Source organism: Kitasatospora mediocidica KCTC 9733 (assembly GCF_000744225.1).
In the GTDB taxonomy this organism is placed as follows: domain Bacteria; phylum Actinomycetota; class Actinomycetes; order Streptomycetales; family Streptomycetaceae; genus Kitasatospora; species Kitasatospora mediocidica.
Window position 1 is genome coordinate 2,261,124 of the sequence record NZ_JQLN01000005.1, and the last position, 23,452, is coordinate 2,284,575.

At 72.9% G+C, this 23,452-nt stretch carries 22 protein-coding genes and 1 pseudogene; 10 read left to right on the plus strand and 13 right to left on the minus strand.

Features of this window, described 5'->3' with window-relative positions; genetic code table 11:
- Positions 1-81: 81 nt before the first annotated feature.
- From BS80_RS24090 to BS80_RS24125, 8 genes are all read right to left on the minus strand, one after another.
- The gene (locus BS80_RS24090) at positions 82-309 is read right to left on the minus strand and encodes a hypothetical protein (RefSeq protein ID WP_035800534.1); all 228 of its coding nucleotides are present in this window, start codon (positions 307-309) and stop codon (positions 82-84) included.
- A 62-nt stretch (positions 310-371) separates the two neighbouring features.
- Positions 372-614, minus strand: coding sequence for a hypothetical protein (locus BS80_RS24095; protein WP_035800535.1), 243 nt, complete (start codon positions 612-614; stop codon positions 372-374).
- Positions 615-631: 17 nt separating this feature from the next.
- Positions 632-1,024: a RapZ C-terminal domain-containing protein gene (locus tag BS80_RS24100; protein ID WP_035800537.1), complete on the minus strand. Its 393-nt coding sequence runs from the start codon at positions 1,022-1,024 to the stop codon at positions 632-634.
- 25 nt (positions 1,025-1,049) lie between these two features.
- The gene (locus tag BS80_RS24105) at positions 1,050-1,499 is read right to left on the minus strand and encodes a hypothetical protein (protein WP_035800539.1); all 450 of its coding nucleotides are present in this window, start codon (positions 1,497-1,499) and stop codon (positions 1,050-1,052) included.
- A 43-nt stretch (positions 1,500-1,542) separates the two neighbouring features.
- Positions 1,543-1,923: an RRQRL motif-containing zinc-binding protein gene (locus tag BS80_RS24110; RefSeq protein ID WP_035800542.1), complete on the minus strand. Its 381-nt coding sequence runs from the start codon at positions 1,921-1,923 to the stop codon at positions 1,543-1,545.
- Complete coding sequence (locus tag BS80_RS24115) at positions 1,923-2,825, minus strand: DUF2637 domain-containing protein (protein ID WP_035800545.1); 903 nt, start codon at positions 2,823-2,825, stop codon at positions 1,923-1,925. The genes BS80_RS24110 and BS80_RS24115 overlap by 1 nt, the downstream gene beginning before the upstream one ends.
- 88 nt (positions 2,826-2,913) lie before the next feature.
- Complete coding sequence (locus tag BS80_RS24120) at positions 2,914-3,201, minus strand: hypothetical protein (RefSeq protein WP_035800547.1); 288 nt, start codon at positions 3,199-3,201, stop codon at positions 2,914-2,916.
- A 604-nt stretch (positions 3,202-3,805) separates the two neighbouring features.
- Entirely contained in the window at positions 3,806-4,585 is a 780-nt protein-coding gene (locus BS80_RS24125) for a GntR family transcriptional regulator (RefSeq protein ID WP_035800549.1), read from the minus strand.
- 15 nt (positions 4,586-4,600) lie between these two features.
- Here BS80_RS24125 and BS80_RS24130 point away from each other — a divergent pair, with 15 nt between their 5' ends.
- Entirely contained in the window at positions 4,601-5,062 is a 462-nt protein-coding gene (locus BS80_RS24130) for an NUDIX hydrolase (protein ID WP_035800550.1), read from the plus strand.
- Between the two features lie 364 nt (positions 5,063-5,426).
- Positions 5,427-5,588, plus strand: a pseudogene (locus BS80_RS24135) (2OG-Fe(II) oxygenase); the annotation flags it as partial.
- A 12-nt stretch (positions 5,589-5,600) separates the two neighbouring features.
- On the opposite strand, the gene BS80_RS24140 reads toward BS80_RS24135, so the two are convergent.
- The 3 genes from BS80_RS24140 to BS80_RS24150 form a co-directional block, all read right to left on the minus strand.
- Positions 5,601-6,620: a polysaccharide deacetylase family protein gene (locus tag BS80_RS24140; protein ID WP_035800555.1), complete on the minus strand. Its 1,020-nt coding sequence runs from the start codon at positions 6,618-6,620 to the stop codon at positions 5,601-5,603.
- Positions 6,566-8,083 (minus strand): MFS transporter, encoded by a 1,518-nt coding sequence (locus tag BS80_RS24145; RefSeq protein ID WP_051966980.1) that lies wholly within the window; start codon positions 8,081-8,083, stop codon positions 6,566-6,568. The genes BS80_RS24140 and BS80_RS24145 overlap by 55 nt, the downstream gene beginning before the upstream one ends.
- Before the next feature lie 90 nt (positions 8,084-8,173).
- A complete protein-coding gene (locus tag BS80_RS24150; protein WP_035800557.1) occupies positions 8,174-9,859 on the minus strand; it encodes a phytoene desaturase family protein in 1,686 nt (561 codons plus the stop codon).
- A 284-nt stretch (positions 9,860-10,143) separates the two neighbouring features.
- Here BS80_RS24150 and BS80_RS24155 point away from each other — a divergent pair, with 284 nt between their 5' ends.
- Positions 10,144-10,683 (plus strand): methylated-DNA--[protein]-cysteine S-methyltransferase, encoded by a 540-nt coding sequence (locus tag BS80_RS24155; protein WP_035800560.1) that lies wholly within the window; start codon positions 10,144-10,146, stop codon positions 10,681-10,683.
- Between the two features lie 7 nt (positions 10,684-10,690).
- Here BS80_RS24155 and BS80_RS24160 read toward each other — a convergent pair whose 3' ends face one another.
- Positions 10,691-11,761, minus strand: a complete 1,071-nt coding sequence (locus tag BS80_RS24160) for an ATP-grasp domain-containing protein (protein WP_051966981.1) — start codon at positions 11,759-11,761, stop codon at positions 10,691-10,693.
- Positions 11,762-12,170: 409 nt separating this feature from the next.
- Here BS80_RS24160 and BS80_RS24165 point away from each other — a divergent pair, with 409 nt between their 5' ends.
- From BS80_RS24165 to BS80_RS24185, 5 genes are all read left to right on the plus strand, one after another.
- On the plus strand, positions 12,171-13,586 hold the full coding sequence (locus tag BS80_RS24165) for a family 2B encapsulin nanocompartment shell protein (protein WP_035800563.1): 1,416 nt from the start codon (positions 12,171-12,173) through the stop codon (positions 13,584-13,586).
- A 193-nt stretch (positions 13,587-13,779) separates the two neighbouring features.
- On the plus strand, positions 13,780-14,925 hold the full coding sequence (locus BS80_RS24170; protein ID WP_035800565.1) for a family 2 encapsulin nanocompartment cargo protein polyprenyl transferase: 1,146 nt from the start codon (positions 13,780-13,782) through the stop codon (positions 14,923-14,925).
- Between the two features lie 14 nt (positions 14,926-14,939).
- Complete coding sequence (locus BS80_RS24175) at positions 14,940-15,698, plus strand: bestrophin-like domain (protein ID WP_035800567.1); 759 nt, start codon at positions 14,940-14,942, stop codon at positions 15,696-15,698.
- An 84-nt stretch (positions 15,699-15,782) separates the two neighbouring features.
- The gene (locus BS80_RS24180) at positions 15,783-17,186 is read left to right on the plus strand and encodes a DUF1254 domain-containing protein (protein WP_083975146.1); all 1,404 of its coding nucleotides are present in this window, start codon (positions 15,783-15,785) and stop codon (positions 17,184-17,186) included.
- 44 nt (positions 17,187-17,230) lie between these two features.
- A complete protein-coding gene (locus tag BS80_RS24185) occupies positions 17,231-18,598 on the plus strand; it encodes a DUF1254 domain-containing protein (RefSeq protein ID WP_035800569.1) in 1,368 nt (455 codons plus the stop codon).
- Between the two features lie 60 nt (positions 18,599-18,658).
- On the opposite strand, the gene BS80_RS24190 is transcribed toward BS80_RS24185, so the two are convergent.
- Positions 18,659-20,548, minus strand: a complete 1,890-nt coding sequence (locus tag BS80_RS24190) for a BACON domain-containing protein (RefSeq protein ID WP_051966982.1) — start codon at positions 20,546-20,548, stop codon at positions 18,659-18,661.
- 137 nt (positions 20,549-20,685) lie between these two features.
- On the opposite strand from BS80_RS24190, the gene radA reads away from it, so the two are divergent.
- Entirely contained in the window at positions 20,686-22,191 is a 1,506-nt protein-coding gene (radA, locus tag BS80_RS24195; protein ID WP_035800572.1) for a DNA repair protein RadA, read from the plus strand.
- A gap of 128 nt (positions 22,192-22,319) precedes the next feature.
- Entirely contained in the window at positions 22,320-23,426 is a 1,107-nt protein-coding gene (disA, locus tag BS80_RS24200; protein ID WP_051966983.1) for a DNA integrity scanning diadenylate cyclase DisA, read from the plus strand.
- Positions 23,427-23,452: the final 26 nt, after the last annotated feature.

A 23,452-nucleotide genomic window follows, 5' to 3' on the forward strand; every position in this document is an offset into this window, starting at 1 on the left:
GAGATGTGCGGGTGGAGCCCCGGGGCGGCCGGTCAGCTTGCCGGCAGGAGCGGCCGCCCCGGGGTGCGCGAGGGCTGGGGGTCAGCGGAAGGTCTTGCGGATGCCGCCGGCGTTGTCGCCCGCGATGTAGGTGGTGCCGTTGCCGGTGATGACGGGGGCGCTGTTGTGGACGTGGACGTCGCCCTGCTTCACGTTCTCGGTGCCGCTGTGGACGTCGCCGTGGATGGTGACGTCGCGGGCCTGGATGAGCATGCCGTTCACGTTGGAGCTGGCACTGTTGCTGACCTCGGAGCGGTTCTTCTTACCCATGTCGGTTCTCCTGCTTGCAAGTTGGATGCTCGGGGTTGCACTGGTCCTGGTGGCGGGTGGGGTCAGCCGAAGAACAACTTGCCCAGGCCGCCCTGGCCCTTGGCCTTCTTGACCGCCGCGTAGGTCTCGACCTCGGCCTCGAAGCGGGCGGCGGCCTTCTTGCTGTAGGCGGTCTCCAGCGCGTTGGTCTTGAGGATGGCGGCGGCGTCGGGGTCGAAGGCGACGGCGCGGCGGCGGCCGACCTCGGTGCTGACGGCGTCGCTGACCTCGGCGTCGGAGGGGGACTTGCGGTCGCGGTTGAACATGGTGGTGGCCTGGCCTTTCAGCGGTTGACGACGGGCTTGGCGAGGTCGCGGTGCGCGACGGAGACGCTCAAGTCGAACTCGGCACTGGAGAGTAGGAGTTGGAGTTCCAGGGCGACGCTGGCGGCACGGTGGCGGCCGCCCGCGCAGCCGGTGGCGACGATCAGGGGCCGTGCGGTGGCGCTGGGGCCGAGGCGGTAGGCCGCGACGGCGGCGGCCGTCGCCCGTACCAGTTCGGCGATGCCGGGGGTGGCGGCGACGGTGTCGCGCACGGCCTGGTCGTGCGCGGTCAGATGGCGCAGTTCGGGGCTGATGTGCGGGTCGCGGAAGTGGTGGCGCAGGTCCAGCACGATGTGTGCGGTGGGCGGTTCGCCGTGCAGGTAGCCGAACGAGAGGATCTCGACGTCGGGCATCGGATGGTCCTTCCGGGGCTGGTGGCTAGGCGGAGGCGATGAGGACGGCGGCGGTCTCGAAGGCGTGGTGCCAGGCCTGGTCGAGGGCGTAGGCGCCGTTCATGCCGTGGTCGGTGAGCCGGACGAAGTTGGCCTTGCCGGTGGCGTCGGCCAGCTTGCGCAGCGGGTCGCGCCGGTCGGCGACGTAGTGCGTCACGGCGGAGAGCATCAGGGCGGCGGCCACCGGGCCCGGGCGCAGCCGGATGCCGAGCAGAGCGGTCCCGCCGAGCAGGGCGGCGGCTTGGGTGGCGGTGTAGGTGGCGACGTGGGCGGCGCAGGCGCGGCGGCCGGCCGCGCTGGACTGGCCCTCGGTGTGGTCGTGCTGGCCCTTGACACGGGCCTGGTGGTCGCTCTGGATCCAGTGGTCGGCGACGTCGGCAGCAGCGCGGAGCAGGGCGTAGGCGGCGGCGAAGCGGGCAGCGCGGGCGGTGTTCACGGCAGCTCCTGTAACAGGGTTGCGGTGCAGGAAAGTTGGGGGTTCAGGCGGCGATCTGAATGCTGTCGGCGCAGGGCAGGCAGGTGCCGTACCGGGTCGGCAGGACGTATCCGGCGTCGCGGTGGCACTGCGGGCAGGTGCGCCGGGCGAGGTTGGCCTTCGCCAGTGCCGCCGCCCGGCCCGGGGTCATCGGCCGGACGGGCTTGGCGAGGTCGGCGCGGTAGAGGTAAGCGGCTCGGACGCCGCCCTTGCTGCGGCGGGAAGCCCACAGGATCTGAGCGGCCACTTGCTGCCCGCCCGGGCGCAGGCCATGGGCGCGCAACTGGCGGCGGGTCAGGTAGCCGTCGGGGGCCATCCGCCAGGGGAAGGTGGGGATGCCCCCGAACCGGGACCCGTCCGGGTCCCAGAACCGTGGGCGGCCCATCAGGCGCCGGCCGCAGCGCCAGCAAGGTGAAGTCCTTCGCCCAGCAGAAGACGATCTGCCACCTCGGTGCGCTCGGCCTTGAGGGTGTCGCGCAGGGTGCGGGCCTTGTCCGACGAGGTGCGGACCGCCTCCCGGATCCGGTCGGCCGTCAGTTGCTTGTCCGACCAGTCGGCGGTGGCCGACCGGGCCTCGGACAGCAGTTCCTCAGGCGTGCGGGTCGGCTTCGCACTGCGGGCCGACTGCGGTACCGACCCGGTCGCCCGACGCACCCGACTCCCCTGCCGGGCAGGGGACTTGACCAGACGTAGCGGTTCCACCGCGACCACCGCAGCGGTCGGGCTGACGATCGGTGGGGCGGTCGGCTCTACGGTCGGCGCCGGGGCGGGCGGCTCGTAGACCGACTCGTCCGGGGCGGCGTCGGCGGGTTCGCGCAGGTCAGATACCGACCGATTTAGGTTGATCTGGGTGTTTTCTGCCGGTTCGGGTCGGTGGTGCAGGACCTTGGCGACCAGGTCCGACCCGAAGAAGATGGACCCGACCGGCAGCGAGGTGGCCAGCAGCACCAGGGCCCAGTTGGCGGGGGCCCAGTCGGCCAAGTGGGCCCGACCGGCCCCGTGCAGGGCGGGCACCAGGCCGTGCACGTAGTTGAGGACGAGTGAGGCGGCGGTGTACCCGCCCAGCACCCGCAGCGCGAACCGCCGGTCGGACCCGACCAGGATCAGCGCCGCCACCAGTGCCAACGCCATCAGCCCGTCGACCACCAACGGGTAGACGGTCGCTGCGGTCGGGTCGGCCCCGATCGAGCGGGCCACATCCCGCAACGCGTTCCACGAGACCCGGAACGCCATGGCGACCACGGCCAGCAGGCCCAGCACCATGAAGACCTTCGCCTTCCGGCTCACTGGCCCTTCCCCTCACTCGGCGTGCCCGGGGTGGGCCGGGGTGCGGGCAGCGGCTGGTGGCCGTAGCCGCCGTTCGTGCTGTGGTCACTCATGCCGCCACCCCCGACCAGGCCGAGCGGCGGCCGGCGGACTTACGGCGGATCGGGACCGGCGCACTCCGCAGCAACTCGGCCGCGACGGCCGCCGACTCCGGGTCGGACTCCCTCAGCTCCGCCAGTACCTCACGCGCCACGTCGGTGCGCGCCGCCCAGTCGGCGGCCGACTCGCCGGCCACCCCGGCGAACAGGGCGCCGAACGGATCCGCATCCACGCCGAGCGCCAGCTCGGTGAACTCCAGCGCCGACACGGCGCGCTGTCCTGCAACAATCGACTTCACGGGACTACCTCTTCTGCTGTCGTAGGTGGGCCCGAGGGGCTGCCGCGTTCCGGCCAAGGAAGACGCGGCGGCCCCGACCTGTCAGGCCGGGCTGCTCGAAATGACACGAGCGGCCACGGGGCCCGACATCCGCCAGCACGTGAGCTGCTGTGTGGGGATGTCGGGCGCCGTGGTTGCTGGTGATGCGGGGTTGGGTCTCATCTGGACGCGGGTCCAAGCTCGCTCCGGGGAGATCCCTCCCGGAGGTCGTCGCTGGCTAAGTTGAGCCGCGTCGGTCTTTTGAGTCGGCTGCGTGTCCCATGTACGGCCCGCCGTCTTAAGGGCGGACCGAGGTGTCAGGGCGTAGGCCCCTTCTCTACCGACTGGTCTCCACTCACCCCGACCGGCGTGGTCACGGTAGGACTGCGGTGGTGGATCACGCTCTTGAGTTGTTGATTCATGCGTTTGTGCACGTCAGAGCAGCCCTATCGGGTGCGCCTCCTATACACAAGTGCTCATGCACTTATGTATAGGAGTGACATGCATCAGAGTGCCCTGCTCCTATATATAAGTCAACCCCCGCGCCTGTCCTGGCGCGGGGGTTGGTCCCTGATGGGGGCTGGAGTCAGTCCGTTGCTGGGATGCGGTAGTCCAGAACGAACTGGTCAGCGGCCATCAGGGTGTCGCAGACCTCGACCACGCGACCAGCCTCGGAGATGGCATTGCGGGTCAGGTGGAAGACTGGGGTGCCGGGACTGAGGCTCAGCGCTGTGGTCTCGGGCTTCGTGGCCAGCCGGGCTCGCACCGTCTCGGTGAACTCCGCCAAGGTGTGGCCGTTCTCCTCCAGCCGCGCGTAGATCCCGCCTCCGCCGGGGTTCTCCGAGAACAGCTCCGGGATGTCCTTCGCGATGTCCCATGGCAGGTACGAGGTTGCCTCCTCTGTCGGCGTGCCGTCCCGGAAGTACAGCCTGCGCCGTGCCAGCACCTGCGCGTCGTGCGGGACACCGAGTCGATCGGCGATGTCTGCCGGTGCCTCGGTGGGGCCGATGTAGAGGACGCGTACCGAGGGTTTGGCTCCGGCCTGCTCGGTCTCGGCGATGTAGGCCGCCTTGCCGGCGTTCCGGTGGGAACGCCGGAAGCGGTCGGATGACCTGCGGTCAACGGGCGGACGTGACTTCACGTAGGACCCGCGACCGTGGTGCGTCTCAATCCGGCCGGTTGTCCGAAGCTCAGCCACTGCCTTCCTGGCGGTCCCTGGTGCGACCTTGTAGCGGTCCATCAGTTCGGACTCGCTGGGGATCTTCGCCCCAGGGGGCAAGATGCCCTTGTCAATCTGCTCCGCGAGCTCCTCGGCAATCTGCAGGTACCGGGGTGAGGACGTCTCGCGGGTGCTTCCACTCCTCATCGGGTGGAACCTCCTATGCTCATATACATGAGTAACAGCACTCGGCAGGGCCGGTCAACGCCGCTTCACTCCGTATCGGTGGCTGGCGTCGTCGTACGGGAGGACGGGAAGGTGCTGGTGATCCGCCGAGCGGATAACAGCACGTGGGAGCCGCCCGGCGGGGTACTGGAGCTGGGCGAGTCGGTGGAGGCCGGTGTGCGCCGGGAGGTCCAGGAGGAGACCGGCCTCAGGGTCGTGGTTGAACGTCTGACGGGCGTCTACAAGAACATGTCGCTCGGCGTCGTTGCCTTGGTCTTCCGGTGCAGCCCTGCGGGAGGGGCGCTGTGCACGTCGTCCGAGTCCAGTGCTGTCGAGTGGCTCTCGCCTGATGACGCTCTCGGAAGGATGGGTGAGATGTACGCCATTCGCGTGAGGGATGCGCTGGGCACCGGGGATCCGGCGATCCGGGCCCACGACGGCAGGCAACTGGTTGCGTGACGTGCTCCTCACGGTCGTTGGTCACGGCACCGTGGCTGGCGTGACGCCGCAACGTGGACGGTCGGGTGGTCTCAATCCTGGTCTCAGTCCATGCCGTCCCTGGTGGTCCGTGGCAGTCCATGCAGGCCCGCTGAACTGGGCGTCGTACCGTCGCGGACGACGGTGGACGGCGGTTGGGCAAACTTGTAATGCGTAGGTCGTCGGTTCGAATCCGACAGGGGGCTCAGTCGTGGAACGAGAAGCCCGGCCCCGCCACTCACTGGCGGGGCCGGGCTTCTGTCGTCGGGGCGGCGGGTGGGTGGGTGATGTCCGGATTCCGCCGGACAGGGTGGTGGGGGGCGGCGCAGAGTTGGGGGGTTGTGGGGAGTGGATCGCGCTGTGTCACGCGGCCGGGCAGGGCAAGTCCGCGCAGATCCTGCTGCGGTACGGGCCGGGGGACTGGAACGCCCTGCACGTGCGGCACGGGGTGAGCACGGTGCGTTCGGGGCGGCGGCACGCGCTGGGGCTCGTGTTCCACGACGCGTGAGGACAGCGGCGCTCAGCCGGCGGTCATCCGGTCGACCGTCACCAGGCGGTAGTCGGCGGCGAGCAGCGCCTCGATGATGACCGGCAGGGCCGCCACCGTCTGGGAGCGGTCGCCGCCGCCGTCGTGCATCAGCACCACCGAGCCGTTGACGATGCCGTCGAGCGCGTTGGCCGTGATCGTGTCGGCGCTGGGCTGGGCCCAGTCGGTGGTGTCCCGGTCCCACAGGACGGTGGTCAGCCCGCGCTCGGCCAGGCACTCCAGCGCGTCCGGGGTCTGCGAGCCGTAGGGCGGGCGGACCAGGGTGGGTGCCTCGCCCGTCACGGCCGCGATCGCCCGGGTGGTCGCGTCCACCTGGAAGAGGACCTCGTCGCGGGTCAGGTCCGGCAGGAAGGGGTGCGACCAGGTGTGGTTGCCGATGCAGTGCCCCTCGTCCGCGATCCGGGTCAGGACCGCGGGCGCGGCCTGGGCGTGCAGTCCCACGCAGAAGAACGTCGCCGGGACCGCGTACTCCCGCAGCACGTCCAGGACGCGGTCGGTGTAGGGCGCGCTGGGGCCGTCGTCGAAGGTGAGGGCGACCTGGCGCAGTCCGGCGGGACCGCGTTCCAGGAACAGGCCCTCGCGGGCGAGCGCGTCCGCGACCGGTGCGCTCAGTTGCTGGGCCCGTGCCAGGTCGGCATCGCGTCCCTTCAGGGTGCCCGAGGCGGTGTCGGTTTCGACCAGCCGCGGGTCCTGCGCCTGCCCGCGACGGGCCAGCGTGAGCGCCGGCACGGAGCCGGCGACCGGACGGGCCGGCAGGTCCCACGGGTCGGCGCGCAGCACCCGCAGGCCGGCGCCGCGCAGCGGGCCGTCGAGCAGTCCGTTGGTGCTGTCGACGACGCCCAGCACCTGGGCGCCGCAGACGGCGCCGAGGTGCCGCACCAGGCCCGGGACGTCGTCGGCGCGGAAGCGGGCGGTCGGCGCGGTCGTCCCGTCGGTGGCTATGCAGGCGACTTCGTAGCCCGATCCGTCCCAGGCGATTCCGGCAGTCCACATGGTGGCTCCTTGTGAGGGTCGGTGTTCGTGGGGGGTGTGGCCGGGTGGTCCGTCGGGTCGGCGGAGCCCTCGGACGCTGTCGCGCCGCGGACCGCCGCGAGGGCGCTGACGGCGCTGCCCGCGGCCACCAGGGCCAGTCCGCCGCAGGTGAGCCGCCAGGAGCCGGCGGGCCCGGACCACGCCTGACCGCCGAGCCACGGGTAGAGCGCGCCGAAGACCGCGACGCCGATGACACCGACGACGGTCGACAGCGTGTTGACCGTGCCGCTCAGGTCGGGGGCCGAGCGCGCCGGGACGGACGAGGTGAGCAGCACCAGCAGCGAGGTGTGGGCGAGTCCGAGGCCGAACCCGCCGACGCAGAGCACCACCGTCAGCGGCCAGACGGCCAGGCCCCGGCCGGCCGGGACGACGGCCGCCAGCGCGTACGAGAGCGTCAGCAGCAGGCAGCCGGCCATCGGCAGTCGGCGGGCCAGCCGGCGGGGTGCGCGGGGCAGCAGCGATCCCGCCGCGCCGAAGGCGATCACCCAGCCGAGCGGCACCAGCCCGGCCTGCCAGGCGGGCAGTCGCAGGTGCTGTTCCAGGTGCAGTGCCAGCAGGTAGAGCAGCGCGATGTAGGTCAGCGTGGTTCCGCAGAAGGCGAGCAGGGACCAGCGGACGGCGGGGGTTCCCAGGGCGGCCAGGTCCAGGGCCGGCCGCCCGCCGCGCGCGATGACGCGGCGTTCGGTGCGCACGAAGGCCACCCCCAGCGGGCCGACCAGGGCGAGGAACAGCCAGAGCCACCAGGGGTGTTCGAGGCTGAGCGGGAGCAGGACGGCCAGCGTGGCCGCGCCGAGCAGCAGGCCACCGGGCGTGTCGGAACCCGGGTCGACGGCTCGCGCGCCCGACGGCCTGTCGTGCGGCAGCAGCCGCAGGCCGGCGGCCAGCATCAGCGCCCCGACCGGGACGTTGAGCAGGAAGACCGCCCGCCAGCCGGTGCCGAAGAGGTTCGCCGACACCAGCGTCCCGCCGAGCACCTGCCCGAGCACCGCACCGCCGGAGAGGGTGAGCGCGTGCCACCCCAGGGCCCGCGCCCGGGCCGGACCGCTGAACCACCGGTGGATGCCCACGAGCACCTGGGAGATCATCAGCGCGGTCGCCGCACCCTGGGCGCAGCGCCCGGCGATGAGGACCGTGGGCACCGGGGCGAGGCCGCAGCCGAGCGACGCGAGGGTGAACAGGCCGAGCCCGCACAAGTACACCCGGCGGACCCCGTGCCGTTCGCCGAGCCGGGCCGCCGGCGCGAGCAGCACCGCGGAACAGAGCGCGTAGGACGTCACCATCAGGGTCAACTCGGTGCTGCTGACCCGCAGGTCGACGCTCACCGCGGGCGCCGCCAGATTGACGACGGCCAGGTCGATGTTGGCCATCGCCTGCCCCAGCAGCAGCACCAGCAGAGCGATGGCGCCGCCCCGGTCGCGTTCCATCCGTCGTCCTCCGATCTCGCTCCCCGGGTCCGGGGAGCAGCCGCTCCCAGGGGGAACACCGCGGCGAGCGAACGGGTTGCAGCCCCGGCGTCAGCCGATCCTGGCGAGGCCGCGGGCGGTGCGGCGGGCCAGGCCGCGGGAGACGGCCAGCGGGTCCCAGCCGGCGGCGCGTTCGGGGAGCCGGGACGGGTCGCCGAGCACCCGGCCGGCGTGGACCTCGTGGACGAGCCGGCGGCCCAGGATCTGCCCGGCGCAGGCCAGGCCGCCCACCGCCACCCCGGTCACCCCGCTGCCGTACCGCACGCTCGCGCCGACCACGTGCAGGCCGCGCACGGTCGTGCGGGTGTCGGGGCGGTGGTGCTCGGTGCCCCAGCGGGCCAGGCCGAACGGGGTGCCGCCGGTGGCCAGGGTGTAGCGCTCCTGGGTCATCGGCGAGGCCGACTCCAGGTGCACGATGTGCGAGCGGAACGGGCCGATCGCCTCCTCGGCCGCGTCGAGCATCGCCTCGGTGAGCTGCCGCTTGCGGGCCAGGTAGCCGTCGCTGCGGCGGTAGCGGGTGCCGCGGGTGCCGGGCGCGGGTTCCTCGTCCAGTCCCCACCAGGCGTGGTCGGGCGGGCAGAGCGTCATCACCTGGAAGTTGCTGTGCCCCGGCGGGCAGACCGAGCCGGAGCCGGGGTCCTTCAGCGAGGCGAAGGAGACGAACAGGAAGGGAACGGGGTCGAGTTCACCGGCGGCGAGGCGGGCGTAGTCCTGCTCGACGTCCTCGCCGCGGTACCACCAGAGGTTGGCGTTCGGGCGTTGCGGCAGTTCGGTGTCCAGCGCCACGAAGAGCGAGGCGAACGGGTACGTCATCACGGCGGCGCTGGTCCGCGCGGCCAGCCGGCGGGTGAAGTGCTGTGCGCCGACCAGCTCCAGCACGGTTCGCGGGTAGTCCGCGTTGGAGACCACCAGGTCGGTGCGGACCGACGAACCGTCGTCCAGGAGCACGCCGGTGACCGCGCCGTCCTCGACGGTGATCCGCTCGGCCCGGCGGCGGGTGCGCAACTCGCCGCCGTTCGCCTCCAGCGCCTCCACCAGCGCGGCGGCCAGCATCTGGCCGCCGCCGACCGGGTAGTAGGCGCCGCGCAGGTAGTGGTCGGTCACGCTCGCGTGGATCGCCACGGTCACCTGGGCCGGGCCCATGCCGTAGTTGGGGGACTGCGCGGCGAGGAGTGTGCGGGTCCGGGCGGAGAGGCCGCAGTGCTCGAACAGCGCGGTGAGCGGCCGCTGTCCCCAGCTGAGCACCGTCGGTGTGCGCCGGACCAGTTCGGCGACGGTCAGCTGCTCGTCGGCCAGCAGCGTCGCGCGCATCTCGGCGGCGACGGCCGCGCAGACGTCGAGGAAGGTGTCGATGCCCGCCGCGTCCTGCGGGACCGCCTCCTTGAGGCGCCGGCGGTAGCCGGGCCAGCCGGCCGGCATGTCCAGCGTGACGCCCGGCAGGACGATCCGGTCGAAGCCCTCGGGGTCCAACTCCCGGTAGCTCACCCGGTCGGCGAGCCCCAGACCGCCGAAGATCGCCGGGAGCATGCCGTCCGGTCCGCAGTCGCCCAGGTAGTGCACGCCGACGTCGAACTCGTAGGCCCGGCGCCGCCGGAAGACATGCGTGCTGCCACCCGCGACGTCGTGCTGTTCCAGGACCAGGACCCGGCGTCCCGCGACGGCCAGGTAGGCGGCACAGACCAGCCCCCCGATTCCGGCTCCCACCACGACGGCGTCCCACTCGTCCTGGCTCGGCATGTGGCGAGTCCTCTCTCTGCTGGCGCTGTGCGCCGCTGGCCCCCGCCGCGGAAATCCTCGCAGCACCATGGCCGGAAAAAGCTGCCACTGTCCGGTAGTTGCACATCGCCGGGGCCTCACCGCGCGGGCCCGGGCTGCGCGGCCCGGTCCCACCTGGCACGCTGGGAACGCGAGACCACCCTGCAGGAGCTGCACGGACCGGGGCCCGACACCCAGTCGCTGGTGGCAGATCCGGGTCTGGACCGGTTGGCGTCGGACGGCGGCGCGGTGGCAGAGTGAGAGACGTGCAGATCGGGTGGATCACCGTGCCGACGCCGTTGCCCAGCGGGCCGATGGCCGTCGGCGTCACCGACCTGGGGGTGGCCGCGGCGCAGTACGTGCCGTCCGCGCAGGCCGGTGCCCCGCGCTGCGCCGACGAGCGCCGGGTGGCCGCGGTGCTGACCGGCTTCGAGGAGTACTTCGCGGGCAAGCGGCGGGAGTTGGGGCTCCCGCTGGACCTGCGGCTGGCGACCGGACCGCACCGGGTGGTGCTGGAGACGCTGTACCGCACCGTGCCGTACGGCGAGACCGTCACCTACGGCCGGCTCGCCGAGCGCAGCGGGGTGTTCGAGGAGATCGCGGACAGCCCGGGGCTGGCGGCCCGGACGGTCGGCTCGATGATGGGCGCCAACCCGATAGCCCTGCTGGTGCCCTGCCACCGGGTGGTGGCCGCCGACGGTCTCGGCGGCTTCGGCGGCGGGCTGGTGGGCATCGACGTCAAACGCTGGCTGCTCACCCTGGAGGGCTGGCTGCCGCCCACCCTCGACTGGGACGGGCCACTCTAGTGCCGCGTCAGGCCGGGACTCGCAGGTCCTGGGCCACGACCTCCGGCCGCAGCAGCTCCGCCAGCACCGACTGGACCCCCGACACCAGCGTGTAGTCCGCCCCCACCGCGAGCGGCTGGAACGGCTCGACCCGCTCGCCGAGCGCCAGCCGGACGGCCGCCCACGGCAGATTGAGCCCGCAGCGCGACAGCTGGTGCAGCCCACCGGACGGACGGGTGTTGACGTCCAGCAGCACCGGCCGGCCGCGGTGGTGGCGGAACTGCACGTTGGAGAGGTACCCGACTCCGAAGTGCGCGACCAGCTCCCGGGCGGGCGCCAGATAGGCGGGGTCCAGGGTGAAGCCGCGCCGCCGGCCCTGCTTGGTCCGTCCGATCGCGGCGATCGGTGTGCCGTCGGGCGCGGCCAGGCAGTCGACGGAGATCTCCGGGCCCGCCAGGAAGGGCATCACCAGCCAGTCCACCGCCGCCCCGGCACCGCTCAGCGCCCGCAGCACCTGGTCCAGCGGGACGGTCGGATCGGGGCTGCCGTCCAGCCGGTCGAGGGAGAACGGCTGCCGGGAGAGCACCCGGAACCCCTGGCCGCCCGCGCCGGCCACCGGCTTGAGGCAGGGCCGGTCGCCGGCGGCCTCGATCAGCTCGACCGCCTCCAGCAGCTCCGCCGCGGTCCGGACCCGCCACCAGGGCGGGACCGGCAGGCCGGCGGCTGCCATCGCGAGGTAGCCGTCGGCCTTGTTCGCCAGCGCCGCCACGGCGTGCGGCGGCGGGGTGGCCAGTGCGGTGCCGAGCGCCGCGAAGGCCTCACGGTGCAGGCCGACCGCGTACTGGTGCAGCCGGGGGACGAAGACGTCGACGGCGTTGCGGGCGCAGTAGTCCAGGGCGTAGTCGGTGTAGGCCTCGGCGCCGAGGCCGTCCGGTTCGAGGGCGGCGTGGTCGGCGGCGGCGAGTACCGGGGAGTCGGGGTCGGTGTGGGTGGCGAACACCGTGACCGCCCGGCTGTCCGGATTCGACCGCAACTGACCGATGAAGAAGACGTTTTCGGCGTAGGTCCGGTTAAGCCAGACCCGTACGGGCGCGCTCATGGCGGTCTCCCTGCGGAGCGGGGCGGTTGACGGGGGCCGCGACCCGGCCCGGTCTCGGGTCCGGGCTCGTCCGGCGCATGCCGACGGGGGCCTCGGGCACGCCCGCTGCTCGGGTGGCCGGTACTCCGGCGCTGCCCTTGAGGCGGAACTGTAGCGGTCGCGCGAGCGGCTCGGTACGCCGGGCCGGAGGCCGGGGGTCAGGCTGGGGCCGACCGCCCTGCATCGACTTACGACAACTTCTGACCGAATATGAATAGATTTTTCGCTGGATTAGCGGGAAATCGTGCACAATATCCAGTCGTACTAATTACTCCGACTCTTCAGTCACCCGAACGAGTGATTGTCTGACCGCCATTCGGGCGTCACTCTGATCTCAACAACCTGAACCTTCTTGGGGGAGAGTCCGGGCATGACGACTGAGACCAATGTTGGTATTCCTGCACAGGGCGGCCAGCAGCAGCTGAGCCTTGGTACTGCAGCCGCCAAGAACCTCGCGACCACCACCAAGTCCGAGCCGCAGATGCAGGGAATCAGCTCGCGCTGGTTGCTGCGGATGCTGCCCTGGACCCAGGTGGCCGGTGGAACGTACCGGGTCAACCGCCGACTGAACTACGCGGTGGGGAGGGGCCGGGTCAGCTTCGTGAAGACGGGCGCCTCGGTGCGCGTAGTGCCGCCCACGCTCGGTGAGATCCCGGTGCTGCGCGGCTTCCAGGACGCGGCTCTGCTGGAGGAGCTGGCGACCCGGTTCGCCCAGCGCGACTTCCAGCCGGGCGAGGTCCTGGTCGAGGCCGGGCAGCCGATCAACGAGATCTTCCTGATCGCGCACGGCAAGGTGAACAAGGTCGGCACCAGCAAGTACGGCGAGCAGGCCGTCGTCGGGCTGCTGGCCGACGGCGACCACCTGGGCGACGAGGCGCTGACCGACTCCGACGGCGTCTGGGCGTACGGCGTCAAGGCCGCCACGGCCGGCACCCTGCTGGCCCTGCCGTGGCCGTCCTTCCAGGAGCTGGCCGACCGTTCCGAGGCGCTGCGCGACCAGGTCCTGCAGTTCCTCGCCGACTCGCAGCAGTCCCAGAACAAGCACGGTGAGCGGGAGATCGAACTCGCCGCCGGCCACGAGGGCGAGCACGAACTCCCCGGTACCTTCGTCGACTACGAGCTGGCGCCGCGTGAGTACGAGCTGAGCGTCGCGCAGACCGTGCTCCAGGTGCACAGCCGGGTCGCCGACCTCTACAACCAGCCGATGAACCAGATCGAGCAGCAGTTGCGGCTGACCATCGAGGCGCTCCGGGAGCGCCAGGAACACGAGCTGATCAACAACCCCGAATTCGGCCTGCTGCAGAACGCCGACTACGACCAGCGCATCCAGACCCACTCCGGCCCGCCCACCCCGGACGACTTCGACGAGCTGCTGAGCCGCCGCCGTGGCACCAAGTTCTTCCTGGCCCACCCGCGGACGATCGCCGCGTTCAGCCGCGAGTGCAACAGCCGGGGCCTCTACCCGGCCCCGCTGGAGGTGCACGGCCACCACGTCCCGGCCTGGCGCGGCGTGCCGGTCTTCCCGTGCAACAAGATCCCGATCGTGGACGGCCACACCAGCTCCGTGCTCGCGATGCGTGTCGGTGAGGACAACCAGGGTGTGATCGGCCTGCACCAGACCGGAATTCCGGACGAGTACCAGCCCAGCCTCTCGGTCCGATTCATGGGAATCAACGAGAAGGCGATCATCTCCTACCTGGTGAGCGCCTACTATTCGGCCGCCATTCTGGTGCCGGATGCCATCGGCGTCCTGGAGAACGTCGAAATCGCCCGTCCCAGGGACTGACAGACCCCTTGTCCGCCGCCCCGGGCAATTCCCGCGGCGGCGGGCGCACGGCGGTTCGACCCGACGGATCCGGCAGCCCAGGCTGCCGGGTCCGTCGTCCGCACCGCCGCATCTCGCGACGTTCGCCGACCTCCGTCCGGCAGAGATCCACGAAACTCGCACGCACGTCCGACATCTGGGGGGACCAGCAGTCATGGGCACGCACACGCTCAGCCGCGACAACCAGGACCGCCCGGGCCGCACCGGCCGGTCCTGGCCGACGCACACCGCCGTCGACCCACAGCCACGGTCGGGCCCGGCCGAGGAGCGCACCGCGGCCGAGATCCTGGCCCGCACCCGCGCCGTCGTCGACCCCGTCCTGCGCACCGCCGTCGACTCCATGCCGGAGTCGATGGCACGGATCGGCGCCTACCACTTCGGCTGGCGGGAGGCCGACGGCACGCTCTCGGACGCCGATCCCGGCAAGGCCATCCGCCCCGCCCTCGTCCTCGCGGCCGCCCAGGCCTGCGCGCCGCGCGCCCCGGCCGGGCCCGACGCCCGGCCGTCCGCCGTGGCAGCAGCCGCCGCCGTCGAGCTGGTGCACAACTTCACGCTGCTGCACGACGACGTGATCGACCGCGACGAGACGCGCCGTCACCGCCTCACCGCCTGGCGGGTGTTCGGGTCGACCGAGGCCATCCTGGCCGGCGACGCGATGCACTCCCTCGCGCTGCGCACCCTCGCCGAGGACCCGCACCCGGCCGCCGCCGCGGCGATGCGCCGGCTCGCCCAGTGCGTGGTCGAACTCTGCGACGGCCAACAGGCCGACTGCGCCTTCGAACAGCGCAGCTCGGTCACCCTCGACGAGTGCCTGGCGATGGCGGAGGCCAAGACCGGGGCGCTGCTCGGCTGCGCCTGCGCGGTCGGCGCGCTGTACGCGGGGGCGGGCGAGGAGGCCGCGCGGGCGATGGACGCCTTCGGGCGCGAGATCGGCCTCGCCTTCCAGTTGATCGACGACCTGATCGGGATCTGGGGCGACCCCGACGTCACCGGGAAGCCGGCCGGCGCGGACCTGCTGGCCCGTAAGAAGTCGCTCCCAGTGGTGCACGCGCTCTGCTCGGGCACCGAGGCCGGCGCCGAGCTGGCCGCGCTCTACGCACTCGACCGCCCGCTGACCGACGACGAGTTGCACCGGGCCGCCGACGCGGTGGACCGCGCGGGCGGCCGCGCCTGGGCACAGGGCGAGTCCTGCGAGCGGATGGCCGCGGCCATCGAGCACCTCGCGGCGGCGGTGCCGGTGCCCGAGGCGGCCGACGAACTCCTCGTCCTGGCCGAGCTGGTGACCCGCCGAACCCACTGAAGGACCGCCCTCACATGAGCTTTTCGGACATAGGCACCGTCCTCCTCGTCCTGGTCGTCCTGGCGGTAGCCCTCCGGTTCCTCCAGCGCTTCATCCCCCACCACGTACGGGAGGCCCACAACGACGTCGCCGGCTTCATCTTCGCCGCCGTCGGCGTGCTCTACGCGGTGCTGCTGGGCTTCGTCGTGATCACCGTCTGGACGGCCAACGACTCGGCCCGGCAGACCACCTTCAAGGAGGCCGACGCACTCGCCGGGATCTACTGGATCTCCCGGGACCTGCCCGCCCCGGTCGGGCCGCAGCTGGAGCACGAGACGCTCGCGTACGCGCAGACCGTGATGACCACCGAGTGGCCGCTGATGTCGCACCACGAGAGCAGCCCCGCCGCGACCCAACTGGTCTACCAGATCCGCGACACGGTCTTCTCGATCACCCCCGTCGGCGACCAGCAGCAGGTGCTCTACGAACACGCGGTGGCCCATGTCGAGGACCTGGCCTCCGAGCGCCGCGCCCGGCTGAACGAGGTGGACGACGAGGTCCCGGTGCTGCTCTGGGTGGCGCTGATCCTGGGCGCGGTGCTCACGGTCGGCTTCACCTTCCTCTTCGGCCTGCCCAACACCCTGGCGCACACCCTGATGGTGCTGTCGCTGGGCGGCCTGGTGGTGCTCTCCCTGGTCGTCATCAAGGAGTTGAACTTCCCGTTCGCGGGGGACGCCGCGATCAGGCCGACCGCCTTCCAGGTCTTCCTGGACCGGCTCCCCCCACCCCGCTGAGCGTACGCACGGCGACATGCCGATCACCTGCTGTGCACGTAGCATCCACCTGTCAGCACTTCTGACGACGGTGGGAGCGAACAGATGGCGGGCGAGACCTCGGCTGACCCGGCGCGCGGCGACCTGAGCGCCGTCAGCTTCACCCCGACCGGACTGCCGCTCGGCCCGCTCACCCCGCCCACGCCCGAGGAGGCCCGCCGGACCGCGGCCGAGGGCTGGATCTGGGGCTTCGCCCTGGTCGAGAACTACCGCACGATGTACCCGCAGGCCGTCGACGACGCGGATCCCCGCCATGTCGGCGGCTTCGGGACGTTCCGGCACTACCCGCAGCCGTTCGGCCCGGCCAACACCGACGTGGTCACGCCCAACAACGACACCCCGTACTCCTGGGCCTGGCTGGACCTGCGCACCGAGCCCTGGGTGGTCGAGGTCCCGGCGACCGACCGCTACTACGTGCTGGCCCTGCACGACCTGGACACCAGCTACGTCGGCTTCGTCGGCTCCCGCACCACCGGCCCGGGGGCCGGCCGCTACCTGGTCACCGGCCCCACCCAGGCCGTCGCGCACCCCGCCGCCCCCGAGGGCTTCGACGGCGTGCTGCACGCGGACACCCAGTTGGTCGGCATCCTCGGCCGGACGTACCTGGCCGGCCCCGAGGACGTCCCGCAGCTGGCCGCCGTCCAGGAGCAGTACCGCCTGCGCCCGCTCAGCGCCCATCTCGGCACCGAGCCGCCGCCCCCGGCGGCCGAGCCCGTCTGGCCGCTCTGGCGCGAGGAAGCCCGGTACGGCATCGAGTTCTTCGGCTTCCTGGACTTCCTGCTCGGCTTCTTCCCGGAGCTCCCCGCCGACGCCGACCTGCGCGGCCGCCTCGCCGAACTGGGCATCGGGTCCGGTGACTTCGAGCCCGCCGCGCTGCCCGCCGCGGTCCGTGAGGCGGTCCTGCTGGGCATCGCGGACGCCCGCGCACAGCTGGACCGGGCGTCCGCCGGGGCGGCGGACTCGGCCGGCCTGTTCGGCACCCGGGCGCAGCTCGGCACCGACTACCTGCGCCGCGCGGTCGGCGTGCGGGAGGGCCTGTACGGGCTGCCCACCGAGGAGGCCTGGTACGGCGGTTGGCCGCAGGACAGCGAGGGCCACCGCCCGCCCGACGCGCACCAGCGCGACTACCTGCTGCGCTTCCCGCCCGGGCGGCTGCCGCCGGCCCGGTTCTTCTGGTCGGCGACCCTGTACGGGCTCCCGGACCGCCTGCTGGTGGCCAATGCCATCGGGCGCTACTCGATCGGCGACCGCACCCCCGGCCTGGTCCACGACGCGGACGGCGGGCTGACCCTGTGGGTGTCCCACCGGCAGCCCGTCGACCCCGCCCGGGCCGCCAACTGGCTGCCCGCGCCGGACGGCCCGTTCGCCCTGGTCATCCGGGTGTACGGGCCGGATCCGGCCGTCACGGACGGCAGTTGGAGCCTCCCGCCGCTCACCCCGGCCCCCTGAGCCCGGCCCCCTGACACCCGCCACCCCCGTTGTAAGGACCCCGCATGCCCGAGCACGACCACGTCGCCCTGTCCGCCCTGGCCGCCGACGCGTACGTCTACGGCTATCCGCTGGTCTTTGACCTCAGCATGGTCGACCGCTTCCTCCGCGAGGGCTTCGGCGCGGTCGGGCCGGGCCCGGCGAACCGTTTCGCCCACGCCGACCAGCTGGCCGGCCCGCAGGAGCACTTCGTCTCGGTGAACAACGACACCGTCTACTCAGTCGCCCAACTGGACCTCTCCGAGGGCCCGCAGGTCCTGCACGTGCCGGACTACGCCGGGGCCTACTACGTGCTGCAGTTCGTCGACGCCTGGAGCAACAACTTCGCCTACGTGGGCCGCCGCGCCACCGGTACCGCCGAGCAGACCTGGCTGATCGTCCCGCCCGGCTGGCACGGCACCCCGCCGGACGGGATGCCCGTGATCACCTCGCCCACCACGGTCGCCAGCATCGTCGGGCGCAGCGCCTGCGACGGCCCGGCGGACCTGCCGCGGGTGGCCGCGCTCCAGCGGCAGCTGACGCTCACCGCGCTGGAGCCGGGCGGTGTGCCCGCCGGACTTCCGCAGCCCGACCCGGCGGTCCCCGAGGAGCTGCGCTTCTTCGAGCGGCTGCGGCTCTGGATGGCGGCCTTCCCGCCCGCCGCGCCGGACGTCGAGTACCAGCAGCGGTTCGCCCCGCTCGGTCTGCTCGACGCCGGCCCGTCGCCGTACACCGCGACGCACGCCGACTGGGCGGCCGCGCTGGCCAGGGGGCTGGCGGCCGGCAAGGAGCGGATCGAGGCGGCGACCAGGCCGCCCGAGGGCACTCCGGCCGGTGACTGGAGCTTCAACCTGCACCTGTTCGACTACAACATCGACCACCTGGGCCCCGGCACGGTGGACGACCCGCAGTGGCGGATCCCGGACCGCCGGGCGGCCTACCTCACCCGCGCCGTCGCCGCGCGCGAGGGCCTCTGGGGCAACCACGCCTACGAGGCGGTCTACGCCAGCACCTTCGCCGACGCCGAGGGCAAGCAGCTGACCGGCGCGCAGGCGTACATGCTGTCCTTCGACAGCCCGCCGCCGGTGGACGCGTTCTGGTCGGTCACCATGTACGCGCTGCCCGACTACTTCCTGGTCGCCAACCCGGACGATCGCTACTCGATCGGCGACCGCACGCCGGGCCTGGTGTACGCCGAGGACGGCTCGCTCACCCTCTACCTCCAGCGCGAGCGGCCGGCCACCGCGGCGCAGGCGGCCAACTGGCTGCCGACGCCGGAGGGCGACTTCCGTCCGATGATCCGCCTCTACCAGCCGCAGGCCGCGGTCCTGGACGGCTCCTACCGGCTGCCGCCCGTCCAGCCCGTACAGCCTGGCTCGGTCGGGCAGAACTGATGCCCGACCGGCCCGGTGCTGCAACGCGAGGGCGGGGTGGGGAGTGCAAGGGGTGGACGGTCAACGGGTCGGTGCGGAGGAGGCGGTTGTGGTGGGTGTGACGGGCGAGGCAGTGGTCGGCGACGTAGTCGGTCGGGCGGACGGGCCGGCCGAGGGCTGGGAGGAGGGGCCGGCGGAGGAGGTCGGTCCGGAGCTGGAGGTGGCGCTCGGCAGCGCGCTGCTGCTCGGCCCACTGCTGGCGCTGCTGCCGGTGCTGGGCGTCGGCGCGGCGCTGCTGCTGGCGCTGCCACTCGGTTTCGCGCTCGCGCTGGGCGCGGGCCCCGCGGAGGTCGGGCCGGACGAGGGCGTCGGGGTCGGCCCGCCGCGCCGGTCCGCGCCGCCCTCCAGCGTGACCACGGCCTCGGACGGGGGCAGCGCGATCTGCGCCGTCCAGTGATCCTGCGGGGCGCGGTCGTCGTCGACGGTGACGGTGACGGTGATCCGCTGGCCGGGGGCCAGGCTGCCGGAGTCGCGGCTCAGGCGCAGCCAGTCGCAGGTGGTGACGGCCTGCCAGTCGACGGTGGTGTCGCCGGTGTTGGTCAGGGTGAGCACGGTCCGGGCGCCGTACGGGGTGGCCTCGACCGTCAGCTGACCCCCGGCGGCCGACACGGGCGGCAGCGGGGGAGCCGGCTCGGCGGCCAGTTGGGGGCTGCCCAGCGGCACGGCGTCGGGGGACGCGACGGGGACGGCGATCCCCTGGACCGCCGGAAGCAACGTTTCTGCAGACGCGGAGTGGAGCAGGGCCGCCGAGAGGCTGCCGCCGCGTTGTCCGCCGAGGGCCGGTGCGGCGGCCACGGTCGATCCGGCCCCGCCCCCGGGCAGCGGGACGGCGGTCACCGGCCCGTCGGGCTGCCCGTCGGGCCCGCCGCTGTCCACCCGGACGGCGGAGACGGTGGCGGCGGCGTCCGTCGCGCTGCCGTCCCGGTGCGCCACCCAGAGGGCGACCAGCGGGGCCGACAGCACGGCGGCGAGGACGCCCGCGGTGAGGGCGCGCTGGCGGACCAGCACGGTGCGCCCGTGCAGGTCGCCGCCCGCGCGGTGGCGGTCCAGCAGCCCGGGGACGCGGTGCCGGGGGAAGCCGCGCTGGTCGAAGTGGACCGGTCGGGGCTCGGCCGCCGTCGCCGCCGCCGTCGGTTCGGGCGCGGCCGGACGCTCGGGCGCCGCGTCCGGGGCCGCGGTGCGGGCCGCCGCGGGAGCGGCGAGGACCGCCAGGCCGGGGAGGCCCTCGCGCAGCTCGCCGGTCACCCGTTCGGCCGTCCCTCGGCAGGTCGGGCACTCCACCACGTGCCGCAGCAGCTCGCGCCGCAGCGCCGGGCCGAGCACCCAGGCCCGCCAGTGGTCGGCCCCCGGCCCGCCGAGCCGGGCCAGCTCCGGGCAGTTGCCGACGCCCAACACCAGCAGCGCGCTCCTGGTCCGGGCGACCTCGGCGCCGCCGGCCGCGAGCAGTGCTTGGGTCGCCTCGATGCCGAGGCCGAGCACCGCGGCGACCTCCAGCGGGGTGAGCCGGTGGCGGACCGAGAGCTCCAACGCCTCGCGCTGCTCGGCCGTCGTCCCCGCCGCCTCCGGCCAGGCCAGCGAGGCCAGCTCGCTCTGCCGCCGGGTCGCCTCGCCCGGGGCGGGACGCACCGGTACCGCGAGCCCCTCGGCCAGCCGTCGCATGCAGGCGTACCGCGCCAACGAGTACAGCCAGGCGCGCAGCAGCCCGGGCGCGGCCAGCCGCGAACCGTTGCGCAGCGCAAGCTCCCGGGTCTCGCGCACGGCGGCCAGCGCCGCGTCGTGGTCGCAGAGCACCGAGAGGCAGTAGGTGAACAGCCCGTCGGCCAGCCGCCCGTAGGCGGGCAGCACGGTCATCGCGACGTGGTCGGCGGACTGCTGTTCCAGGGCCCGGCCCTGTGCTCTGCTGGTGTTCACGCCTTCGACGGTAGAGAGCCGGACCCAGCGCCCCCGGCGGATCCCGGCCCTTGTACTTCTTTCGGGTAACAACACGGACCACTGCCTGACAAAGCGGCGGTACGGCGTTGTCGGACCCACCCGCTACGGTGGGCCGCATGGCAGCCCGCACCGTGAAGACCACCGCCAAGCCCCGCCCGGCCTACCGCTGCACGGAGTGCGGCAACCAGCTGCCCAAATGGGTCGGCCGCTGCCCGGAGTGCAACGCCTGGGGCACGGTGGAGGAGTACGGCGCCGTCCCGATCCGGACCACCGCGGCGGGCCCGGTCAGCGCCCCGGCCCGGCCGATCGGCCAGGTCGACGGTCAGGTGGCCACCGCCCGCACCACCGGCGTCAGCGAGCTGGACCGGGTGCTCGGCGGCGGCCTGGTCCCCGGCGCGGTGGTGCTGCTGGCCGGCGAGCCCGGCGTCGGCAAGTCCACCCTGCTGCTGGACGTCGCCGCCAAGGCCGCCACCGCCCAGCACCGCACCCTCTACGTCACCGGTGAGGAGTCGGCCGGGCAGGTCCGGCTGCGCGCCGACCGGATCAACGCGCTCTCCGAGCACCTCTACCTGGCCGCCGAATCGGATCTGGGCGCGGTGCTCGGCCACGTCGACCAGGTCAACCCCGGCCTGCTGGTGCTCGACTCGGTGCAGACCATCGCCTCCGCCGAGCTGGACGGCGCGCCCGGCGGCACCGCCCAGGTCCGCGAGGTGGCGGCCGCGCTGATCCGGGCCTCCAAGGACCGCGGGATGGCCACCCTGCTGGTCGGCCACGTCACCAAGGACGGCTCGATCGCCGGCCCGCGCCTGCTGGAGCACCTGGTGGACGTGGTGCTCAGCTTCGAGGGCGACCGGCACGCCCGGCTGCGAATCATCCGCGGCATCAAGAACCGCTACGGCGCGACCGACGAGGTCGGCTGCTTCGAGCTGCACGACGAGGGCATCTCCGGCCTCGCCGACCCGTCCGGCCTCTTCCTGACCCGCCGTGACAAGCCCGTCCCCGGAACCTGCCTGACGGTCACCCTGGAGGGCCGCCGGCCGCTGGTGGCCGAGGTGCAGGCGCTGATGGTGGACTCGCAGATCCCCTCCCCGCGCCGGACCACCTCGGGCCTGGAGTCGCCGCGGATCGCGATGATCCTCGCCGTCGTGGAGCGCCACGGCGGCGTCAAGCTCGGCAAGCAGGACATCTATACGGCCACCGTGGGCGGCGTGAAGCTCTCCGAGCCCTCCGCCGACCTGGCCATCGCGCTGGCCGTCGCCAGCTCCTCCTCCGACACCCCGCTGCCCAACAACCTGGTGGCGATCGGTGAGGTCGGCCTGGCGGGCGAGGTCCGCCGGGTCACCGGCGTGCAGCGCCGGCTGGCCGAGGCGCACCGGCTGGGCTTCACCCACGCGCTCGTCCCGCCGGACCCCGGCAAGGTGCCGCGCGGCATGAAGGTGGTCGAGGTGGCCGACATCGGCGAGGCCCTGCAGGCCATCCCGGGCCGCCGCCGGGCCGCCGCGAAGCCGCGCGACGCGGCCCGCAAGCCGGCCGTCGTCCCTGCTCCGGCGCCCGCGCCGGCCGCCTATCCGGAGGAGCTCATGGAGGGCTGGGAACCGGTCGACTCGGACGAACTGGCCTGACCGCGGCCCCGGCGCGGCGCCCGCATCGTAGACTTTGCCTGTCCAGCACCAAATCAGGCAGTTTGCGATCGAGGGACCGGGGCCACGGGCCACCGCGGCGAGCGGACCGGGCCGGCCGGAGGAGTCACGTGGCAGCGAGCGACCGGGTGGAGAAGTCCCCCCGTGAGGAGGCCCTGCTCCGCGCCTCCCTCCAAGCCATCGCGCCCGGGACGCCCCTGCGGGACGGCCTGGAGCGGGTGTTGCGCGCCAACACCGGCGGCCTGATCGTGCTCGGCTTCGACAAGACCGTCGACTCGGTCAGCACCGGCGGCTTCGTCCTGGACGTCGAGTTCACCGCCACCCGGCTGCGCGAGCTGTGCAAGCTGGACGGCGCGGTGGTGCTCGACAAGGACATCACCAAGATCGTCCGGGCCGGCGTGCACCTGATGCCGGACGCCTCGATCCCCACCGACGAGACCGGCACCCGGCACCGCACCGCCGAACGGGTGAACAAGCAGACCGGTTTCCCGGTGGTCGCCGTCTCGCACTCGATGCGTCTGATCGCCATGTACGTCAACGGCTCGCGCCGGGTCCTGGAGGACTCCACCACCGTCCTCTCCCGCGCCAACCAGGCGCTGGCCACCCTGGAGCGCTACAAGCTGCGCCTGGACGAGGTGGCCGGCACCCTCTCCGCCCTGGAGATCGAGGACCTGGTCACCGTCCGGGACGTCACCGCCGTCGCCCAGCGCCTGGAGATGGTCCGGCTGATCGCGGCCGAGATCGCCGGCTACGTCCTGGAACTCGGCACCGACGGCCGGCTGCTCTCGCTCCAGCTCGACGAGCTGATCGCGGGCGTCGAACCCGAGCGCGAACTGGTCGCCCGCGACTACTTCCCCGAGCGCGCCGCCAAGCGCGGACGCACCGTCCCCGAGGTCCTCGCCGACCTCGAAGCCCTCACCCACGCCGAGCTCCTCGACCTCCAGACGGTCGCCAAGGCGATGGGCTACTCCGGCAGCCCCGAGGCGCTGGACTCCGCCGTCTCCCCGGGCGGCTACCGCCTGCTGGCCAAGATCCCGCGTCTGCCCAACACGGTGATGGAACGCCTCGTCGAGCACTTCGGCGGCCTCCAGAAGCTCCTCGCCGCCAGCATCGACGACCTCCAGACCGTCGAGGGCGTCGGCGAAACCCGCGCCCGCTCGGTCCGCGAGGGCCTCTCCCGCCTCGCCGAGTCCTCGATCCTGGAACGCTACGTCTGACCCTCCACCCCCTGTGGAGAAACGGT